This window comes from Phytohalomonas tamaricis (assembly GCF_003012345.1).
GTDB classification, from domain to species: Bacteria; Pseudomonadota; Gammaproteobacteria; order Pseudomonadales; family Halomonadaceae; genus Phytohalomonas; species Phytohalomonas tamaricis.
This window is the reverse complement of sequence record NZ_PVRV01000020.1, coordinates 567,692-581,630: the sequence shown is the minus strand read 5'-3', so window position 1 is coordinate 581,630 and position 13,939 is coordinate 567,692. Positions and strand designations below refer to the sequence as shown.

General features: G+C 56.7%; 11 protein-coding genes. 5 read left to right on the top strand and 6 right to left on the bottom strand.

The genetic code is table 11. The features are described from left to right. Window positions 1-7 precede the first annotated feature (7 nt). Window positions 8-751, bottom strand: coding sequence for a hypothetical protein (locus tag C3Z11_RS08095; RefSeq protein ID WP_158700954.1), 744 nt, complete (start codon window positions 749-751; stop codon window positions 8-10). 371 nt (window positions 752-1,122) lie between these two features. Here C3Z11_RS08095 and C3Z11_RS08090 point away from each other — a divergent pair, with 371 nt between their 5' ends. The 3 genes from C3Z11_RS08090 to fhuF all read left to right on the top strand — a co-directional run bounded on the left by C3Z11_RS08090 (window position 1,123) and on the right by fhuF (window position 5,802). Then, entirely contained in the window at window positions 1,123-2,781 is a 1,659-nt protein-coding gene (locus C3Z11_RS08090) for a multidrug ABC transporter permease/ATP-binding protein (RefSeq protein ID WP_106477418.1), read from the top strand. A 159-nt stretch (window positions 2,782-2,940) separates the two neighbouring features. Next, window positions 2,941-5,058 carry a TonB-dependent siderophore receptor gene (locus C3Z11_RS08085; protein ID WP_106477770.1) on the top strand — a complete coding sequence of 706 codons (2,118 nt, stop codon included), beginning with the start codon at window positions 2,941-2,943 and terminating at the stop codon, window positions 5,056-5,058. Between the two features lie 6 nt (window positions 5,059-5,064). After that, a complete protein-coding gene (fhuF, locus tag C3Z11_RS08080) occupies window positions 5,065-5,802 on the top strand; it encodes a siderophore-iron reductase FhuF (protein ID WP_106477417.1) in 738 nt (245 codons plus the stop codon). Between the two features lie 19 nt (window positions 5,803-5,821). Here fhuF and fhuB read toward each other — a convergent pair whose 3' ends face one another. The 5 genes from fhuB to lpxO form a co-directional block, all read right to left on the bottom strand. Next, on the bottom strand, window positions 5,822-7,825 hold the full coding sequence (gene fhuB, locus C3Z11_RS08075) for a Fe(3+)-hydroxamate ABC transporter permease FhuB (RefSeq protein ID WP_106477416.1): 2,004 nt from the start codon (window positions 7,823-7,825) through the stop codon (window positions 5,822-5,824). Further along, complete coding sequence (locus C3Z11_RS08070) at window positions 7,822-8,790, bottom strand: ABC transporter substrate-binding protein (RefSeq protein ID WP_106477415.1); 969 nt, start codon at window positions 8,788-8,790, stop codon at window positions 7,822-7,824. Before C3Z11_RS08070 ends, fhuB begins: the two co-directional genes overlap by 4 nt. Then, window positions 8,790-9,557, bottom strand: a complete 768-nt coding sequence (locus C3Z11_RS08065) for an ATP-binding cassette domain-containing protein (protein ID WP_106477414.1) — start codon at window positions 9,555-9,557, stop codon at window positions 8,790-8,792. The genes C3Z11_RS08070 and C3Z11_RS08065 overlap by 1 nt, the downstream gene beginning before the upstream one ends. Window positions 9,558-9,644: 87 nt before the next feature. Continuing rightward, window positions 9,645-10,391 (bottom strand): 4'-phosphopantetheinyl transferase family protein, encoded by a 747-nt coding sequence (locus tag C3Z11_RS08060; RefSeq protein ID WP_106477413.1) that lies wholly within the window; start codon window positions 10,389-10,391, stop codon window positions 9,645-9,647. A gap of 10 nt (window positions 10,392-10,401) precedes the next feature. Then, window positions 10,402-11,490 (bottom strand): lipid A hydroxylase LpxO, encoded by a 1,089-nt coding sequence (lpxO, locus tag C3Z11_RS08055; RefSeq protein ID WP_262927301.1) that lies wholly within the window; start codon window positions 11,488-11,490, stop codon window positions 10,402-10,404. Between the two features lie 49 nt (window positions 11,491-11,539). On the opposite strand from lpxO, the gene glyA reads away from it, so the two are divergent. Beyond that, complete coding sequence (glyA, locus tag C3Z11_RS08050; protein WP_106477412.1) at window positions 11,540-12,841, top strand: serine hydroxymethyltransferase; 1,302 nt, start codon at window positions 11,540-11,542, stop codon at window positions 12,839-12,841. Window positions 12,842-13,051: 210 nt separating this feature from the next. After that, window positions 13,052-13,852 carry a 2,5-didehydrogluconate reductase DkgB gene (gene dkgB, locus C3Z11_RS08045; RefSeq protein ID WP_106477411.1) on the top strand — a complete coding sequence of 267 codons (801 nt, stop codon included), beginning with the start codon at window positions 13,052-13,054 and terminating at the stop codon, window positions 13,850-13,852. Window positions 13,853-13,939: the final 87 nt, after the last annotated feature.

Below are 13,939 nucleotides of genomic sequence, written 5' to 3'. Positions count from 1 at the left end.
GATTGTCTTAATGTGCGGTTGCTTCGCGGAAGCGGCGCTGTAATGCCGATTCCGAAGGCATGACGCGTTTGGGCATCGTCAATGCCAAGGCGACATCGAGAGTCTGAGCGTCATGCAGGTTAATCTGTTTTTCCCAACGATAGTTCTGGTTGGTGGATAACCTGGGGTGCCATACCGTGACGCGGTAGGGGCCGTCAGGGAGATCGATAAAACGAGCGCTACCGTTAGCATCGGCCTGGGCGAAATAGGGGGCGTCAGAGACTAGAATAAAGGCCTGCATCTGATCATGGATATTGCAGCCGAGCGCGACGATGCCGGGTTTGTCAAAGCTGATGGGGGCCTGTGGCTCGCCGACGTAGAGACGGGTGGTGAACACCTTGGCCTCTGACAGCGAGTAAACCTGATGACGCGTAGTGTCTGCATTAGGGAAATTGACCACATCACCTACCGCGATGGCGAGCACATGCGGAACGAAGCGCATGTTTTGCTGAGCCATGGTGGCTGTCATCGTGATGGAGGAAGTTTTCTTGGACGTATCGGTTTTCAGCGGAAAAAGTTCCACGACGGCGTCATGCAGCGCACTCTGTGTAGACTCATCATGAATGGAAGCGGTAAGCATCGCTGCTTCAAGCCGGGGCGAGAATGAGATCAGGCCTACCGTCATCAACCCTACCAGGGTCCAGGCAAGCAACCGTGAGCTACGGTGACTCCGGAAATGCGAAAATAGAGAAGAGTGCACGTCGATAATCAATTGGCCAACCTAGCGATGTTCAATGAAACGATCCATGACGCCGTTCCGATATTCGTCGTGCTCGGCATGGGCTAATGTCTTCTGAATGTCGAATGAACAATGACCGATTGCTTGATATGGTCTTTGTTTATCTCCTCTCTAACGGCTGGCCTGCGCTTTTCTTAAGAGGAAGTCACCCGTAACGCGATGTTTTTAGCCAGGCTGCGCTGTGCCAAGGCTATGTACCGAAAAAGGATGGTGCACCGGCAATCATTGGACGCTCTGCGGGTCGACCCCTTATGCTTGGCCGCCGGTTTTTGGCGCGATTACTGCTCGCGTGTCTACGTCAGTTCTCCTCCTTCGGTTAGACATGTTTATTCACGGATACTGTCATGAAACTGCTGAGTGTCGTATTTCATCACTATCGTTGGCCGTTTCTGGGCGTGCTGCTGCTAAGTGCGGTCAGCGCGGGGCTGGGGATCGGGGTGATTGCTTTCATCAACCAGCGCCTGATCGAGTCCAGCGTTGATTCGTTGGCAGCGCTGCCGCAGTTTATAGGCCTTGTACTGGTGCTGTTGGTCATATCCATCGCTGCCCAGCTGTCATTGACCGTGCTCGGACACCACTTCGTCTATCAGCTACGCGGGCGCTTGATCAAGCGTATCCTCGATACCGATATCGAGCGTCTTGAGCGCCTCGGCAGTGCGCATCTGCTGGCCAGCCTGACTAGTGACGTGCGTAACGTCACCATTGCCTTCGTGCGCTTGCCTGAGCTGGTCCAGGGCGGCGTCTTGACCGCCGCTTCGATCACTTACCTGCTGTGGTTGTCTCCGAAGATGCTCTTGGTCACAGCCCTGTGGATTGTGGTGACGATGGCGGTGGGCTGGTGGCTGGTCTCGAAAGTCTATCAGCACCTTCACCGCATGCGTGATGCCGAGGACCGACTTTATGAGGACTTCGAGGCGGTGATCGACGGGCGAAAGGAGCTGGCGCTCAATCGCGACCGCGCGCGACGGATATTCAACGAGCGTTATGATGTTGATGCCCGCACTTACCGACACCACATCATCCGCGCCGATACCTTTCATCTCACGGCCAATAACTGGACCAATATCATGATGCTCGGCGCGATTGGCGTGGCGTTCTTTCTCGCCAACGGTTTGGGCTGGGCCACGACTTCCGTAGCGGCGACCTATGCGCTGACGATTTTGTTTTTACGTACGCCGCTGATCCAGGCTGTCGGTGCGCTGCCGACACTGCTCGCCGCCCAAGTCGCTTTTGACAAGCTGGAGGCGCTGACATTGGCCGACTATCGCCCCGACTTCGATCTCGAGCACGCAGAGTTCACCGGTTGGCAGACGCTGGAACTACGCGGGGTGACCTATCGCTACGCCGAGCAAAGTGGCGTCGAAGGCTTCGATGTCGGCCCGATCGATCTGCGCCTTGAACGCGGCGAGCTGGTCTTTTTGATCGGCGGCAACGGCAGCGGCAAGTCGACGCTAGCCCGGCTGCTGACGGGTCTTTATATCCCGCTCACTGGCGAGATTCTGATCGATGGTCAAGCGCTGAGCGCATCACAGTGGCAGAGTTATCGTCAGCGTTTCGCAGCGGTATTCACGGACTTCTATCTGTTTGATCGTTTGATGGGCCCAAGCGGTGAGCCGGCTGATACGGTATTTGTCGAACAGTGGCTAAAGCGCCTGGGAATGGTTACAAAACTGCAGCTGGAGCAGGATCGGATTATTAATCCTCAGCTTTCCCAGGGGCAGCGCAAGCGCGTGGCGCTGCTGCTGGCCGTGGCCGAGCAGCGTGACATCCTGCTACTTGACGAATGGGCAGCCGATCAGGACCCGGTATTCCGGCGCATATTCTATCGTGAGCTGCTGCCGCAGCTGCGCGCCCAAGGCAAGACAATCTTTGCCATTACCCATGATGACCACTATTTCGAACATGCCGACCGGCTATTGAAGATGAGCGGTGGACAGCTATGTGAGCTTACTGGCCATGAACGTGAACTCGCCACTTGCGATGTGGTGCGCCAAGTTGAGTGAGCCTCGTTGTCAATGTAGGAACGGCGTTCCGCTTTTCAGGTTGAAGTAATTGCGCTTAGAAATGATTTTCATTACCGTGACGGAATTCAAACTACTACTATATTAACGGTCGTGGCCGCGCCCCCGTGGCCGGGCCGATGCTCGGGATCGAAAATGAACATGTCACGGTCGCATGCTGTCGCGCCTCGCCTTGCTTACCCCTCGCTTTTTCAGCGTACTACTTTAGCCTCCGCCGTTTTCTTGGCCTGTACATCGCTTGCCCATGGTGAGACGGAGAGCATCGAGACGCAGCAAGCGGACACGATAGTTGTCGTAAGTACTGCACTCAAGGTGGCTACACCGCTGGCAGAGACGCCACGCAGCGCCTCGAAGGTCGAGCGTGAAGACATGAACTTGCGCAATGCTCAGACGATTCCCGAAGCGCTCAATTACACCGCAGGTGTGCTGGCGGCGCCCTATGGCGCCGACAACAAGGCGGACTGGCTCAAGTCACGCGGTTTCGATCAGTCGTTCTACCGTGACGGTCTGCGTCTTTTCAGCGAAGGCTTCTATACTTGGCAAATCGAGCCATTCGGACTGGAGAGCATCGAAGTGCTCAAAGGACCAGCCTCGACCCTATACGGCCAGACGCCCCCGGGCGGTATCATCAATGAGGTCAGCAAACGTCCAACTGATGAGCCGTATCATCAGTTGCAGCTGCAGGCGGGTAACTGGGATCGTAAGCAGATCGCGATCGATACCTCCGGGCCGCTGAACGAGCAGGGTGATATCCGTTATCGTGTAGTGGGGCTGATCCATGACAACGGCAGTCAGGTGCATCGCCTCGGTACAGACCGCTACTATCTGGCACCGAGCCTGGCGATCGATCTGGGTGATGATACCCAGCTGACGCTGCTTTCCAGCTTCCAGAAGGATACTGGTGATCCGCTGGCGCAGTTCTGGCTGCCGACCGGTACGTTGCATGACACCCAGTACGGTGAAGTCGGTAGTGACAAGACCGTCGGTGAACCTGATTATGATCGCCTCAACCGTAGCCAGCTGATGCTGGGGTATGAATTCGATCATCGATTCAATGATACGTGGTCATTTGCACAGAATTTTCGCTACAACCATCTTGATCTTGACCTGCGTACCACTTATGGCCTGAGCGTCAATGACGAACAGCGTACCATCAATCGCGGCCTGACCTACCGTGACGGCACGGCGCGTGATTACACTATCGACAACCGTTTTGTGGGGCATTGGCGCGGTGATCGGTTGGAACATACGCTGCTGCTGGGCGTCGATTATCAACATCTCGATATTGACAGTCGTGAAGCGGACGCTTACTCATTTGGCGCGCCACTGGACATGTACGATCCGGATTACGGCAACTATACGCCGGTACAGAGTAGCGACATCATCAGGCGCGACATTACCCGCGAGCAGCTCGGACTCTACGTTCAGGATGAGATCCGTCTCGATGACCGCTGGGTAGCGACAGTAGGTACCCGCTACGATCATGCCAAGGCGGATAACGACAACCGTACGGCTGGCACAGGCTTCAGTCTTGATGATGAAGAGATGTCCTGGTCGGCGGGACTGATGTATCTGGCCGATAACGGTCTGTCGCCCTATATCAGCTATTCCGAGTCATTCGAGCCGACCGCCTCAACCGATATCAATGGCAATGCCTATGAGCCCACCACTGCCAAGCAGTACGAAGCCGGTGTCAAATATGCACCCGAAGGTTTCGACGGCTTCCTTTCGGCCGCGGTGTTCGAGATCCATCAGGACAATTTGCTGACTACCGATCCCCAGAATCCTTACTATCAAGTACAGACCGGCGAAGCACGTTCACGCGGTGTTGAACTGGAAGGTACTGCTTACGTAACTGATCAGTGGAAGCTACATGTGGCGTATACCTATACTGAGGCCGAGCAGCGTAAATCTACTAACGAAGACTATATCGGCAAGCAATTGCCGTTAATTCCCAAGCATCAGGCCAAGCTATGGAGTGACTATAGCTTCGAAGGCGGCGCTGCAGAGGGGCTGGTCGTGGGCGGAGGCGTACGCTATGTCGGTCACAGCTACGGTGATCAGGATAATAGCAGTGAGTACCGTGTCGGCTCCTATGCGCTGCTTGATGCAATGGCGCGCTATCAGCTTGATGAGAACTGGCAGCTTCAGCTCAACGTTGACAACCTCACCGACCGTGAGTACGTCGCCAGCTGTAATTATTACTGCTACTACGGTCAGCGTCGCAGCATCCTGACGACCGTCAGCTATAACTGGTAAGCCCTGATGCAGGCTGAGCTGGCGATATTATTTGCGGGTGAGTTCGCCCCTTTCGCAAGCTTCGCGGACACTCTGGTTATCGACTCTTCCCGCTCGGCAATGCCCGGGCGGGATTATGTCAGCTTTGCGAATATGAATGATCATTTGATCCGTTTTGCTCCGCAGTGGTGGCATGCAGATCGGCGGGCGTTGGTCTCGGAGTGGTCTCGTTATTATCTAATGCGTCTGGTGGTGCCCGTTGTCGCAGCGCAGATGTTGTTGGAGCGGGCCCTGCCGATTGGCTTCGATGATGTGGGGATCATCGACAGTGAAGATGGCACTCCTCGGCAGTTCGTACTGAGGGGATTGGGAGAGTGCAGGCCGGAAGAAATGGGCGCGGCGCGTTTCCTGCCGCTGATCGATGGCTATCTTGCGCCGCTGTTCGACGCGCTCTGTATGTATGCGCCGCTGTCATCGCGGGTCTTATGGAGCAATGCCGGCAATGGCCTGGAGTGGGCGGTGACGACCTGGGCGCGTCACCCTCAGGTCTCGCCAGTGGCGCTTCACGACGCACAGACGCTATTGAAGACGGAAACATTGCCTGACGGGCGCAAGAATCCTTTCTATCAACCGGTGCGCTATATCGATGTCGGGGAAACCGAACCCTGGCGGCAGCGGCGTCTGTGTTGCATTCGCTACTGTCTGCCTGGCGAGGAATTGTGCTCCAATTGCCCGTGTAGAAAAGCACCTCATCCGCTGAGCTAAGCGTGTATGTACGACCGGTCTACAGCCGACGCAGCCCCCACATGAAATAAAGCCCGCCGATCAATGAGGCCACCAGTCCGGCCGGGATCTGGTTGGGGAAAAGCAGTGTACGGCCGAGCCAGTCAGCCAAGACCATCACTAACGCGCCGAGTAGCCCGGCGCCGAGCAGTTGCATACGCGCATTCGAAAGTCCCATCAGCCGGGCCATATGCGGCGCCAGCAAGCCAATGAAGGACAGCGGCCCGATGACCAGCGTGGCACTCACCGTGAGCAGCGTCATCAACATCAATAAAACGAGGCGGCTGCGGGTAACATTAAGCCCCAATGCCTGTGCGGTTTGCGCGCCGAGCGGCAGCAGTGTCAGCCAGCGCGAAAAGGGCAGTGTGGCGATAAGCAGTATCACGCCCAGGAAGACGATCCACAGCGCCGTGGCGCTGTCGGCGTAGTAGGTCGAACCTGACATCCAGGCAAGCAGCTGTTGGCCACGTGGGTCACCCCCCGCCAGCACGATGCCCTGCAGGGCATCGAACAGCGCAGTAATGGCGATACCGGTCAGCAAGAGACGCTCGGGCAGAAAGCCGCTGCGGTGATTGAGCAAAAGCAACAGGGATAGCGTTGATAATGCTCCCACGCTACCTGCAATCAGCGTAAACAGCGGGCCGGCGAGCGGTGCAAGCATGATGACTGCAATCACCCCAATGGCCGCGCCGGCACTGATACCAAGCACTTCCGGGCTTGCCATTGGATTACCGGTAATACGCTGCAATAAGGTTCCGGCAAGTGCCAGCATTAAGCCTGCACCGGCTGCCGTGAATACGCGTGGCGCGCGCCAGACCAGCATGTCATTAAGTTGCGGCGGTACAAGCCAGCGCCAGCCGCCAAAACCCTGGCTTGGACTTTCTCGACCCAGGCACAGTGCAACAGCGCCGATCGCTATCAGCAGGATCAGCAGAATGACCAGTACACGCCCTTGCGCGGCGTGGCGCGGTAGGGTGATACCGACGCTGCTTCGTGGCCGGTCGACGCCGATTTTCAGACGCGGTAGCAACCATAAGAGCAGCGGAGCGCCGAGCGCGGCCGTCATCGCACCAGTGGGCAGCAGCGTAACAGCGCCTACAGAGAAGTACTGCACGGTAAGATCGGTAACCAGCAACAGCAGCGCGCCGAGCAGCGTCGACCAGATCAGACGTGCCCCCAGTCGCCGCGCCCCGAGAATGCGAACGATGGCAGGGGCAGCAAGGCCAATAAAGCCAATCATGCCGACGGCACTGACGACGCAGGCGGTGATGAAGACGGCAAGCCCCAGGCTCGCGATACGCAGCTTGCGTAGCGAAACGCCTAAGCTGCGGGCATTGTCATCATCGAGATCAAGCACTGCCATGGGGCGTACCAGCAGCCATGCCAACACGGCAGCAATGCCAAGGCGCGGGGCGAGAAACAGCGTGTCCTGCCAGCTATCCTGTTCAAGCGCTCCCGAACCCCAGATGAATAGTCCGCGCAGGGTTTCCTGATGAAAGAGCATCAAACTAGTGTTGAGCGCGCTCAGGTAGAGGCTAACCACTAGCCCGGCGAGCACAATCACCATCGGCGCAAGGTGCCGCTTCCAAGCCAGCGCGAACACCACGGCTGTGGCAGCACTGCCACCAGCCAGAGCGACCCACTCACGTCCCATTGACAGCAGTCCTGGTGCCCATAGCGATGCGACGACTAACGCAAACTGGGCACCGCTGGCCACGCCCAGGGTCGTCGGTGAGGCGAGCGGGTTGCGCAGCACCTGCTGCATTAACGTTCCGGCCAGGGCGAGAGCGCCACCACAGAGCAACGCCACGCATAGCCGCGGCAGAATGGCGTAGTGGACAACGATCTGTTGAATATCATCGCCATGCGGAGCGAATATCATGCCTATCCAGCGCGTGTAATTGAAAGGCAGCTGAGCGTTGATGGTCTGCCAGGCCAGAATCAGACCGGCCAGCAAAAGCGCCAGGCACAAACGTGCCGGGGTAATCAAGGGTGCTCTGTTCATGGCGCAAGCGACTCTTTAGGCACGCCTGAGGTAGCTGCTACGGAAGGAGTTAACGGAGTGGTGCACTGAGCAGTGCTGCCAATGGGAGAGTCCACGGCGGCACCTAGCGCATGCTGTAACAGCAGAGTAAAGCGTATAAATGAGGGTAGGGCCCCGAAGATCCAGACCGGGGGCAAATAATAGACCTCACCGCGTTGAATCGCTGGGAGCTGCTGCCAGATCCGGCTAGTGCGCAGGGCCTGCTCGGTATCGCCAAGCATGGGAGCGATCACGATGATATAGGCGTCAGGCACTTGGGCCAGGGTTTCGATGCCGACATTGGCAAAGCCCCAGGTATTGGTCTCGCCTTGCCAGGCATTATTCAGGCCCATACGGTCGAGGGCCGCCTGAATCAGGCTGCCATGGCCGAACAGGCGAACATGGCGTGCATCGCTGAATTGGATGATGTAAACGGGGCGATCGATAGCCTGTAGTACTTCGCGTGCCGTGTCGAGCGTGTTTTCGGTGCAGGCAATGAGGGCTTCACCTTCTTCTTCATGCCCGGTCAGGCGTGCAACTTCGCGAGTGGCGGCAAGCGCATGAGCATAAGGGGCGCCGTCTGCACTATAGATATCGATCGAGCGGGTCGGCGCGATACGTGCTAGCCGTTCACGATCGGTGGCAAACATCGCACTGGTCAGGATCAGGTCAGGGGATAGCTGGTTCAGACGCTCAAGATTGGGCTGGCTGCGCAGCCCCATATTGAGTGTGCCTTCCGGAAGTGGTGGTGCATCCACCCAGGTGCGATAGCCGGTGGTATCAGCTACGGCGAGCGGAGTAATGCCCAGTGCTATGACGGTTTCAGCCACTCCCCAGTCAATGACGGCGATACGTTCGGCAGGGTTGTCAGTGGCGTTGGCATTGACACAGGTCAGCAGCAAAAGCAGCACGAGTGCTGTGCGCAGAAAAGAAACTCCAGTGGTCATCAGTGTAACAACGCGACGGGGTGCGCACCGCTGGGATGAGTAATGACATGCATGGCGATGCCGTAAATGGCTTCCAGCGTGTGGTCATGCATCAATTCATGCGGCGCTCCCTGGGCAAGCAGGCGTCCGCCGTGCAGGGCGACAAGGTAATCGCAGAAACGTGCGGCCATGTTGATGTCGTGCAGCACGATGATCACGCTCAGACCAAGCTCATGGCTCAGCTTGCGCACCAGCTCAAGGACTTCGACCTGATGGGCAATATCAAGGGCGGCAAGTGGCTCATCGAGTAACAGAAAGCGGCTGCCCTGGGCTAATAGCATCGCAAGCCAGACGCGCTGACGCTCCCCGCCGGAAAGCGTATCGACCAGGCGTTCGCTGAACGCCTCGGTATGCGTCAGGGCAATGGCATGCTCGACCGCTTCGCGATCCTTGCGACCGAAGCGGCCCAGCAAACCGTGCCACGGGTAGCGGCCAAAACCGACCAGCTCGCGGACGGTCAAGCTTTCCGCGCTGGGCAGATGTTGAGGAAGATACGCAACACGACGAGCAAAGTCACGTGGGCGCCACTGCGTCAGCGGTTTGTCATCGAGGCGGATGTCGCCGCTGCTGGAGGCCTGTTGCTGAGCGAGCAATTTCAGAAGTGTCGATTTACCGGAACCATTATGGCCGATCAGGCCGTACACCTGACCTTCGTGGAAAGACAGATCAACGGGCTGGAGCAGGCGTTTACCGGCGACTTCGAAGGTGGCAGCAGTGAGTTCGAACATGGACGGCTCGCGGCGTTGGGAGCGACAGCTGGAAAAGCTTGGGTAACGCGGCTCGAACTGTAAATTAAATGGGAATTATTATCAATGTTACGCCATGTTGGGAACGGCGACCAAACTTAATAGCTGGCCTTCCAGCTCAGCGTAAAGTCCCTTGGCCCGTGCACCAGCGCACCAGAAAGGCGAAAGCGTCACTAAAAGCTCGAACTCGATACTGCCGCATGATTCATCCCAGGCACTCAATTGTGCATCGTGGAAATAAAATGAGCGTCCGACCAGGGGATAGAGTGTCTTATAAAGGCTCTCCTTGGCCGAAAAGACCAGGGTGACGAACCGCGCCAGTTGAAGAGGTGAAAACGCGGCGCTCATGGCAAGCTCGGCGTCTGTGAGGATCTCGCCTTTCAAGCGCGCAGCGCGCTCAACATCAAGATAGTGCTCGGCGTCGATGCCGACCCCCACCCAACGCGAGGCATCAGCCACAAGCGCAGCGGCAAAATCGCGGCTGTGAGTGATGGCGCCCACCGTGCCGTCTGGCCAGGCAGGGCGGCGATCAGGCAGGGTATTCAGCTCATGATCATGACGATCATATTCACGCAGTGCTTCACGGGCACAGACACGCCCGGCCAGGTATTCGGCTTGTCGCTTGGCGACGGCTTGTTCGAGCCTGACAGGGAAGTTAATAGCGTGATGGGCAAATTCATCACGCTGGAAGGCATTGAGCTCAAAGCGAGTGTGGCGCAGCGTGGCGTCTGCCGGTGCCATGAAGGCATCGGCAGCAAAAGGCCAGAACGAGGATATATCCGAGAGGAAGGCGCGACGGTCAGGAAAATGGCTCATGGGGCTTCGCTTAGATCGACAAAATAGCTACCACAATGCCGCCGAAAATCAGCCATTTCACTATGTAGTAAACCGTCTTGTTCTTCTTCTTGAGGCGTTTACCGGCTTCGCGAATCTTGTAGATATACTTGAAAGCCCGGTTAAGCCCGCCGGTATGGTCGTTTTCATCATTGGGTGAGGATGCCGCAGCCATGACATTGCGGCTGAACCAATGGTTCACGGCGGCAGCCCAGCGGTATTTCATGGGCCGCTCTATGTCACAGAACAGAATCAGACGGTTCTGATCACTCTGATTTTCAGCATAGTGAATGAACGTCTCATCAAACATTACCGCCTCACCGTCACGCCAGCTATAGGGCGTGCCATCGACATTGATGAAACAGCGGTTGTCATTGGGCGTACGCAGGCCAAGGTGATAACGGATCGAGCCAGCGTAAGGATCGCGATGCTTCATCAGTTTACTGCCCGAGGGAAGCTCGGCGAACATGGCAGCTTTGATACTGGGAATGGCGCCGAGAATCTCGGTCGTCTTGGGGCAAAGCTGACGTGCCGATTCGTGACTTTCGCCGTACCACTTGAGATAGAAACGCTTCCAGCCACGGCGGAAGAACGAGTTGAAGCCAGCATCGTCATACTTTTGTGACCCCTTGATGTGGTCTTCCAGCGTCAGCGCTTCGTCGCGGATTTCCTCCCAGCGGCTGGTCAGTGCGGCGAGCTCGGGAAACTCGTTAGGCGAGTGGTAGGGCTTGTCAGGTACCTTCGAGAACAGATACATGAAGGCATTAATGGGGGCCATGAAAGATGAATGGTCTGAAAGCTGACGAAACGGCTTGTGACGCACCCTGCCGCGATAATGCACATAGAGAATGCTGGCCACGATAAGAGCCACAATAGTCCACTTGATCATGCTGTTTCCTGGCGGTGAATCGGTGAGCCCCATCGCCACATCAATGAATATGGCGCTCATATTACGGTTACTGCCTGGCGAGAAGGGCTTTATGAAGTAGGCAAAAGTCTCGCATGCTGTCGGCACGCTGTCATCCTGTCGTGCTGTATCGCTGCCTTGTCGACTATCGCGCAAACGATCATTGCCGACCATGCTGAAGCAATAACGACACCTTCTATCACCACGGCAGGGAGCCGAGACCATGTTCAGGCACGAACAAAAGAAAGAAACAACGCTGGCGGATACTGACACTGCGCTTTGGCAAGCAATAGATGAAGAGCATCGTCGCCAGGAAAGACAAATCGCCCTGGTCGCTGCGGAGAACTATGCCAGCCCCCGTGTATTGGCTGTGCAGGGGTCACGGCTGACCAACAGTTATGTTGAAGGATATTCCGGTAAGCGTATAACGTCGTCTCATTCCCGCTGCGCAAGCTTCGATTATATTGAACAGCTCGCTATCGGGCGCGCCCGTACGCTGTTCGGCGCATGCTACGCTAACGTTCAACCCTATGCGGGCGTACAGGCCAATGCGGCCGCCTACCGCGCACTGCTCGCGCCAGGAGATACCGTGCTCGGCATGCGCCTCGATCATGGCGGTCAGGCCACTCACGGTGCCAAGGCAAGCTTTTCGGGCCAGTTCTATAATGCCGTGCAGTTCGGGCTTGATCTCGCTAGTGGCGATATCGACTATGCCGAGGTCGAACAGTTGGCCCGAGAACATCAGCCGAAGATGATTATCGCTGGCTTTTCCGCTTATGCCGGCACTATTGATTGGGCGCGCTTTCGCACCATTGCCGATGAGGTCGGTGCCTGGTTTGTCGCCGATATGGCCCATGTCGCTGGGCTGGTCGCTGCAGGCGTTTATCCCAGCCCGTTGCCTCATGCGCATGTGGTTACCGCGACGACGCATAAAACACTGCGTGGCCCACGCGGTGCGGTGCTGCTTTCCGCCGATGACAATACGGAGCTGCATTGTCGCCTTGATGCTGCGGTGTATCCCGGCTCGCAAGATAGCGCGTTGATGAATGTCATTGCGGCTAAGGCGCTAGCGTTCAAGGAGGCGATGGCACCGGAATTCATCGCCTATCAGCGTCAGGTGATCGCCAATGCGCGGGCCATGGCCAAGGTCTTCGATCAACGTGGTTTCGAACTTGTCACTGGCGGCTCGAAGCACGGCACCGACAACCATCTGCTGATGGTCTCGTTGATCAAGCAACAAATGACCGGCAAGGACGCCGATGCTGCCCTGGCCCGTGCTGACATTGTCGTCAATCGCAATACCGTGCCTGAAGATCCGGAAAGCCCGTTTGTCACGTCAGGGCTGCGATTGGGTACGCCAGGTGTGACAACACGCGGCCTCAAGGAAGAGCAGTGCGAGCAGCTTGCTGGCTGGGTCTGTGACATTCTCGAAGCGCTGCCCGAGCATGGCGCAGACAACGTAGTCGAGCGCAACATCAAGTGCCAAGTCGATGCTCTGTGCCGGGCCTATCCGGTCTATTCGTGACAATACGCTTGGTTTTCCTCTCCCTCGCGCTTGCTACAGCGTAAGGAGCCACTAGCATCTAGGTGATTGAGAGGCACTGACAGGGCAATCATGGGGGGCGCTTGTGCTGGTTACGGTCTACACTATTTGCAGGCTAATGGCTTAAGCATGGCGCTTATCGCACACATGGTTATTGTTTAAGCCAAGGACAACTGCAGACAAGGAGGTCGTATGATTCCCGCTATAGGCATGGGGACTTATCGCTTGAAAGGGCAGGAGGTTATCGATGCAGTGACCTCGGCGCTTAAGCTGGGTTATCGTCATATCGATACCGCACAGGTCTATGGCAACGAGGCTGAAGTCGGTCAGGCGATCAAGCAGAGCGGCGTGCCACGTGAAGAGATATTTCTAACTACCAAGGTATGGACTGATCGCTTCAAGCACGATGATCTGCTCAAGAGTTTAGAGGAGAGCCTCGGCAAGCTGGGCACCGACTATGTCGATTTGGCATTGATCCACTGGCCGTCACCTAACGACGAAGTGGACATGGCCGAGTACATCGGGGCGCTCAATGAGGCAAGAGAGAAGGGGTTAACCAAGAACATCGGTGTTTCCAACTTCACTAACGTACAGCTTGACCGAGCATTGGCGCTGCCTGGCGGTGACAATATCATTACCAATCAGGTTGAGGTGCATCCGTTTCTGGCCAACCGCAAGGTCGTCGATCATTGCGAGTCAAAGGGCATTAAAGTGACCGGGTATATGCCGTTGGCCGTAGGTAAGGTGATGGAAGATGAGACGCTTAAAGCGATTGCAGAGGAATATGACGTCACGCCAGCACAGATCGCGCTGGCCTGGGTCTATTCACGTAACGTGGTGGTAATTCCATCGTCTACCAAGCCCGATCACCAGAAGGCCAATCTGGAGGCGATCAAGCTGTCACTGTCTGCTGATGCAATGATGCGTATCGACGGGCTCGACCGCGGTGAACGCATCGCCAATCCTGATTTTGCCCCGCAATGGGATGAATAAGCGTTACTTTCGTCATTACGCTAGCTGTTGAACAACAACGCCCCGCCTATTAGCGGGGCGTTGTTATTTTCGATAAAGCGCTTATCA

Excerpts from the sequence above, each read along its gene's own strand:
- C3Z11_RS08090 (WP_106477418.1), top strand. The coding sequence starts at position 1,123 with ATGAAACTGCTGAGTGTCGTATTTCATCACTATCGTTGGCCGTTTCTG.
- C3Z11_RS08085 (WP_106477770.1), top strand. The coding sequence starts at position 2,941 with ATGTCACGGTCGCATGCTGTCGCGCCTCGCCTTGCTTACCCCTCGCTT.
- fhuF (WP_106477417.1), top strand. The coding sequence starts at position 5,065 with ATGCAGGCTGAGCTGGCGATATTATTTGCGGGTGAGTTCGCCCCTTTC.
- fhuB (WP_106477416.1), bottom strand. The coding sequence starts at position 7,825 with ATGAACAGAGCACCCTTGATTACCCCGGCACGTTTGTGCCTGGCGCTT.
- C3Z11_RS08070 (WP_106477415.1), bottom strand. The coding sequence starts at position 8,790 with ATGACCACTGGAGTTTCTTTTCTGCGCACAGCACTCGTGCTGCTTTTG.
- C3Z11_RS08065 (WP_106477414.1), bottom strand. The coding sequence starts at position 9,557 with ATGTTCGAACTCACTGCTGCCACCTTCGAAGTCGCCGGTAAACGCCTG.
- C3Z11_RS08060 (WP_106477413.1), bottom strand. The coding sequence starts at position 10,391 with ATGAGCCATTTTCCTGACCGTCGCGCCTTCCTCTCGGATATATCCTCG.
- lpxO (WP_262927301.1), bottom strand. The coding sequence starts at position 11,490 with ATGGTCGGCAATGATCGTTTGCGCGATAGTCGACAAGGCAGCGATACA.
- glyA (WP_106477412.1), top strand. The coding sequence starts at position 11,540 with ATGTTCAGGCACGAACAAAAGAAAGAAACAACGCTGGCGGATACTGAC.
- dkgB (WP_106477411.1), top strand. The coding sequence starts at position 13,052 with ATGATTCCCGCTATAGGCATGGGGACTTATCGCTTGAAAGGGCAGGAG.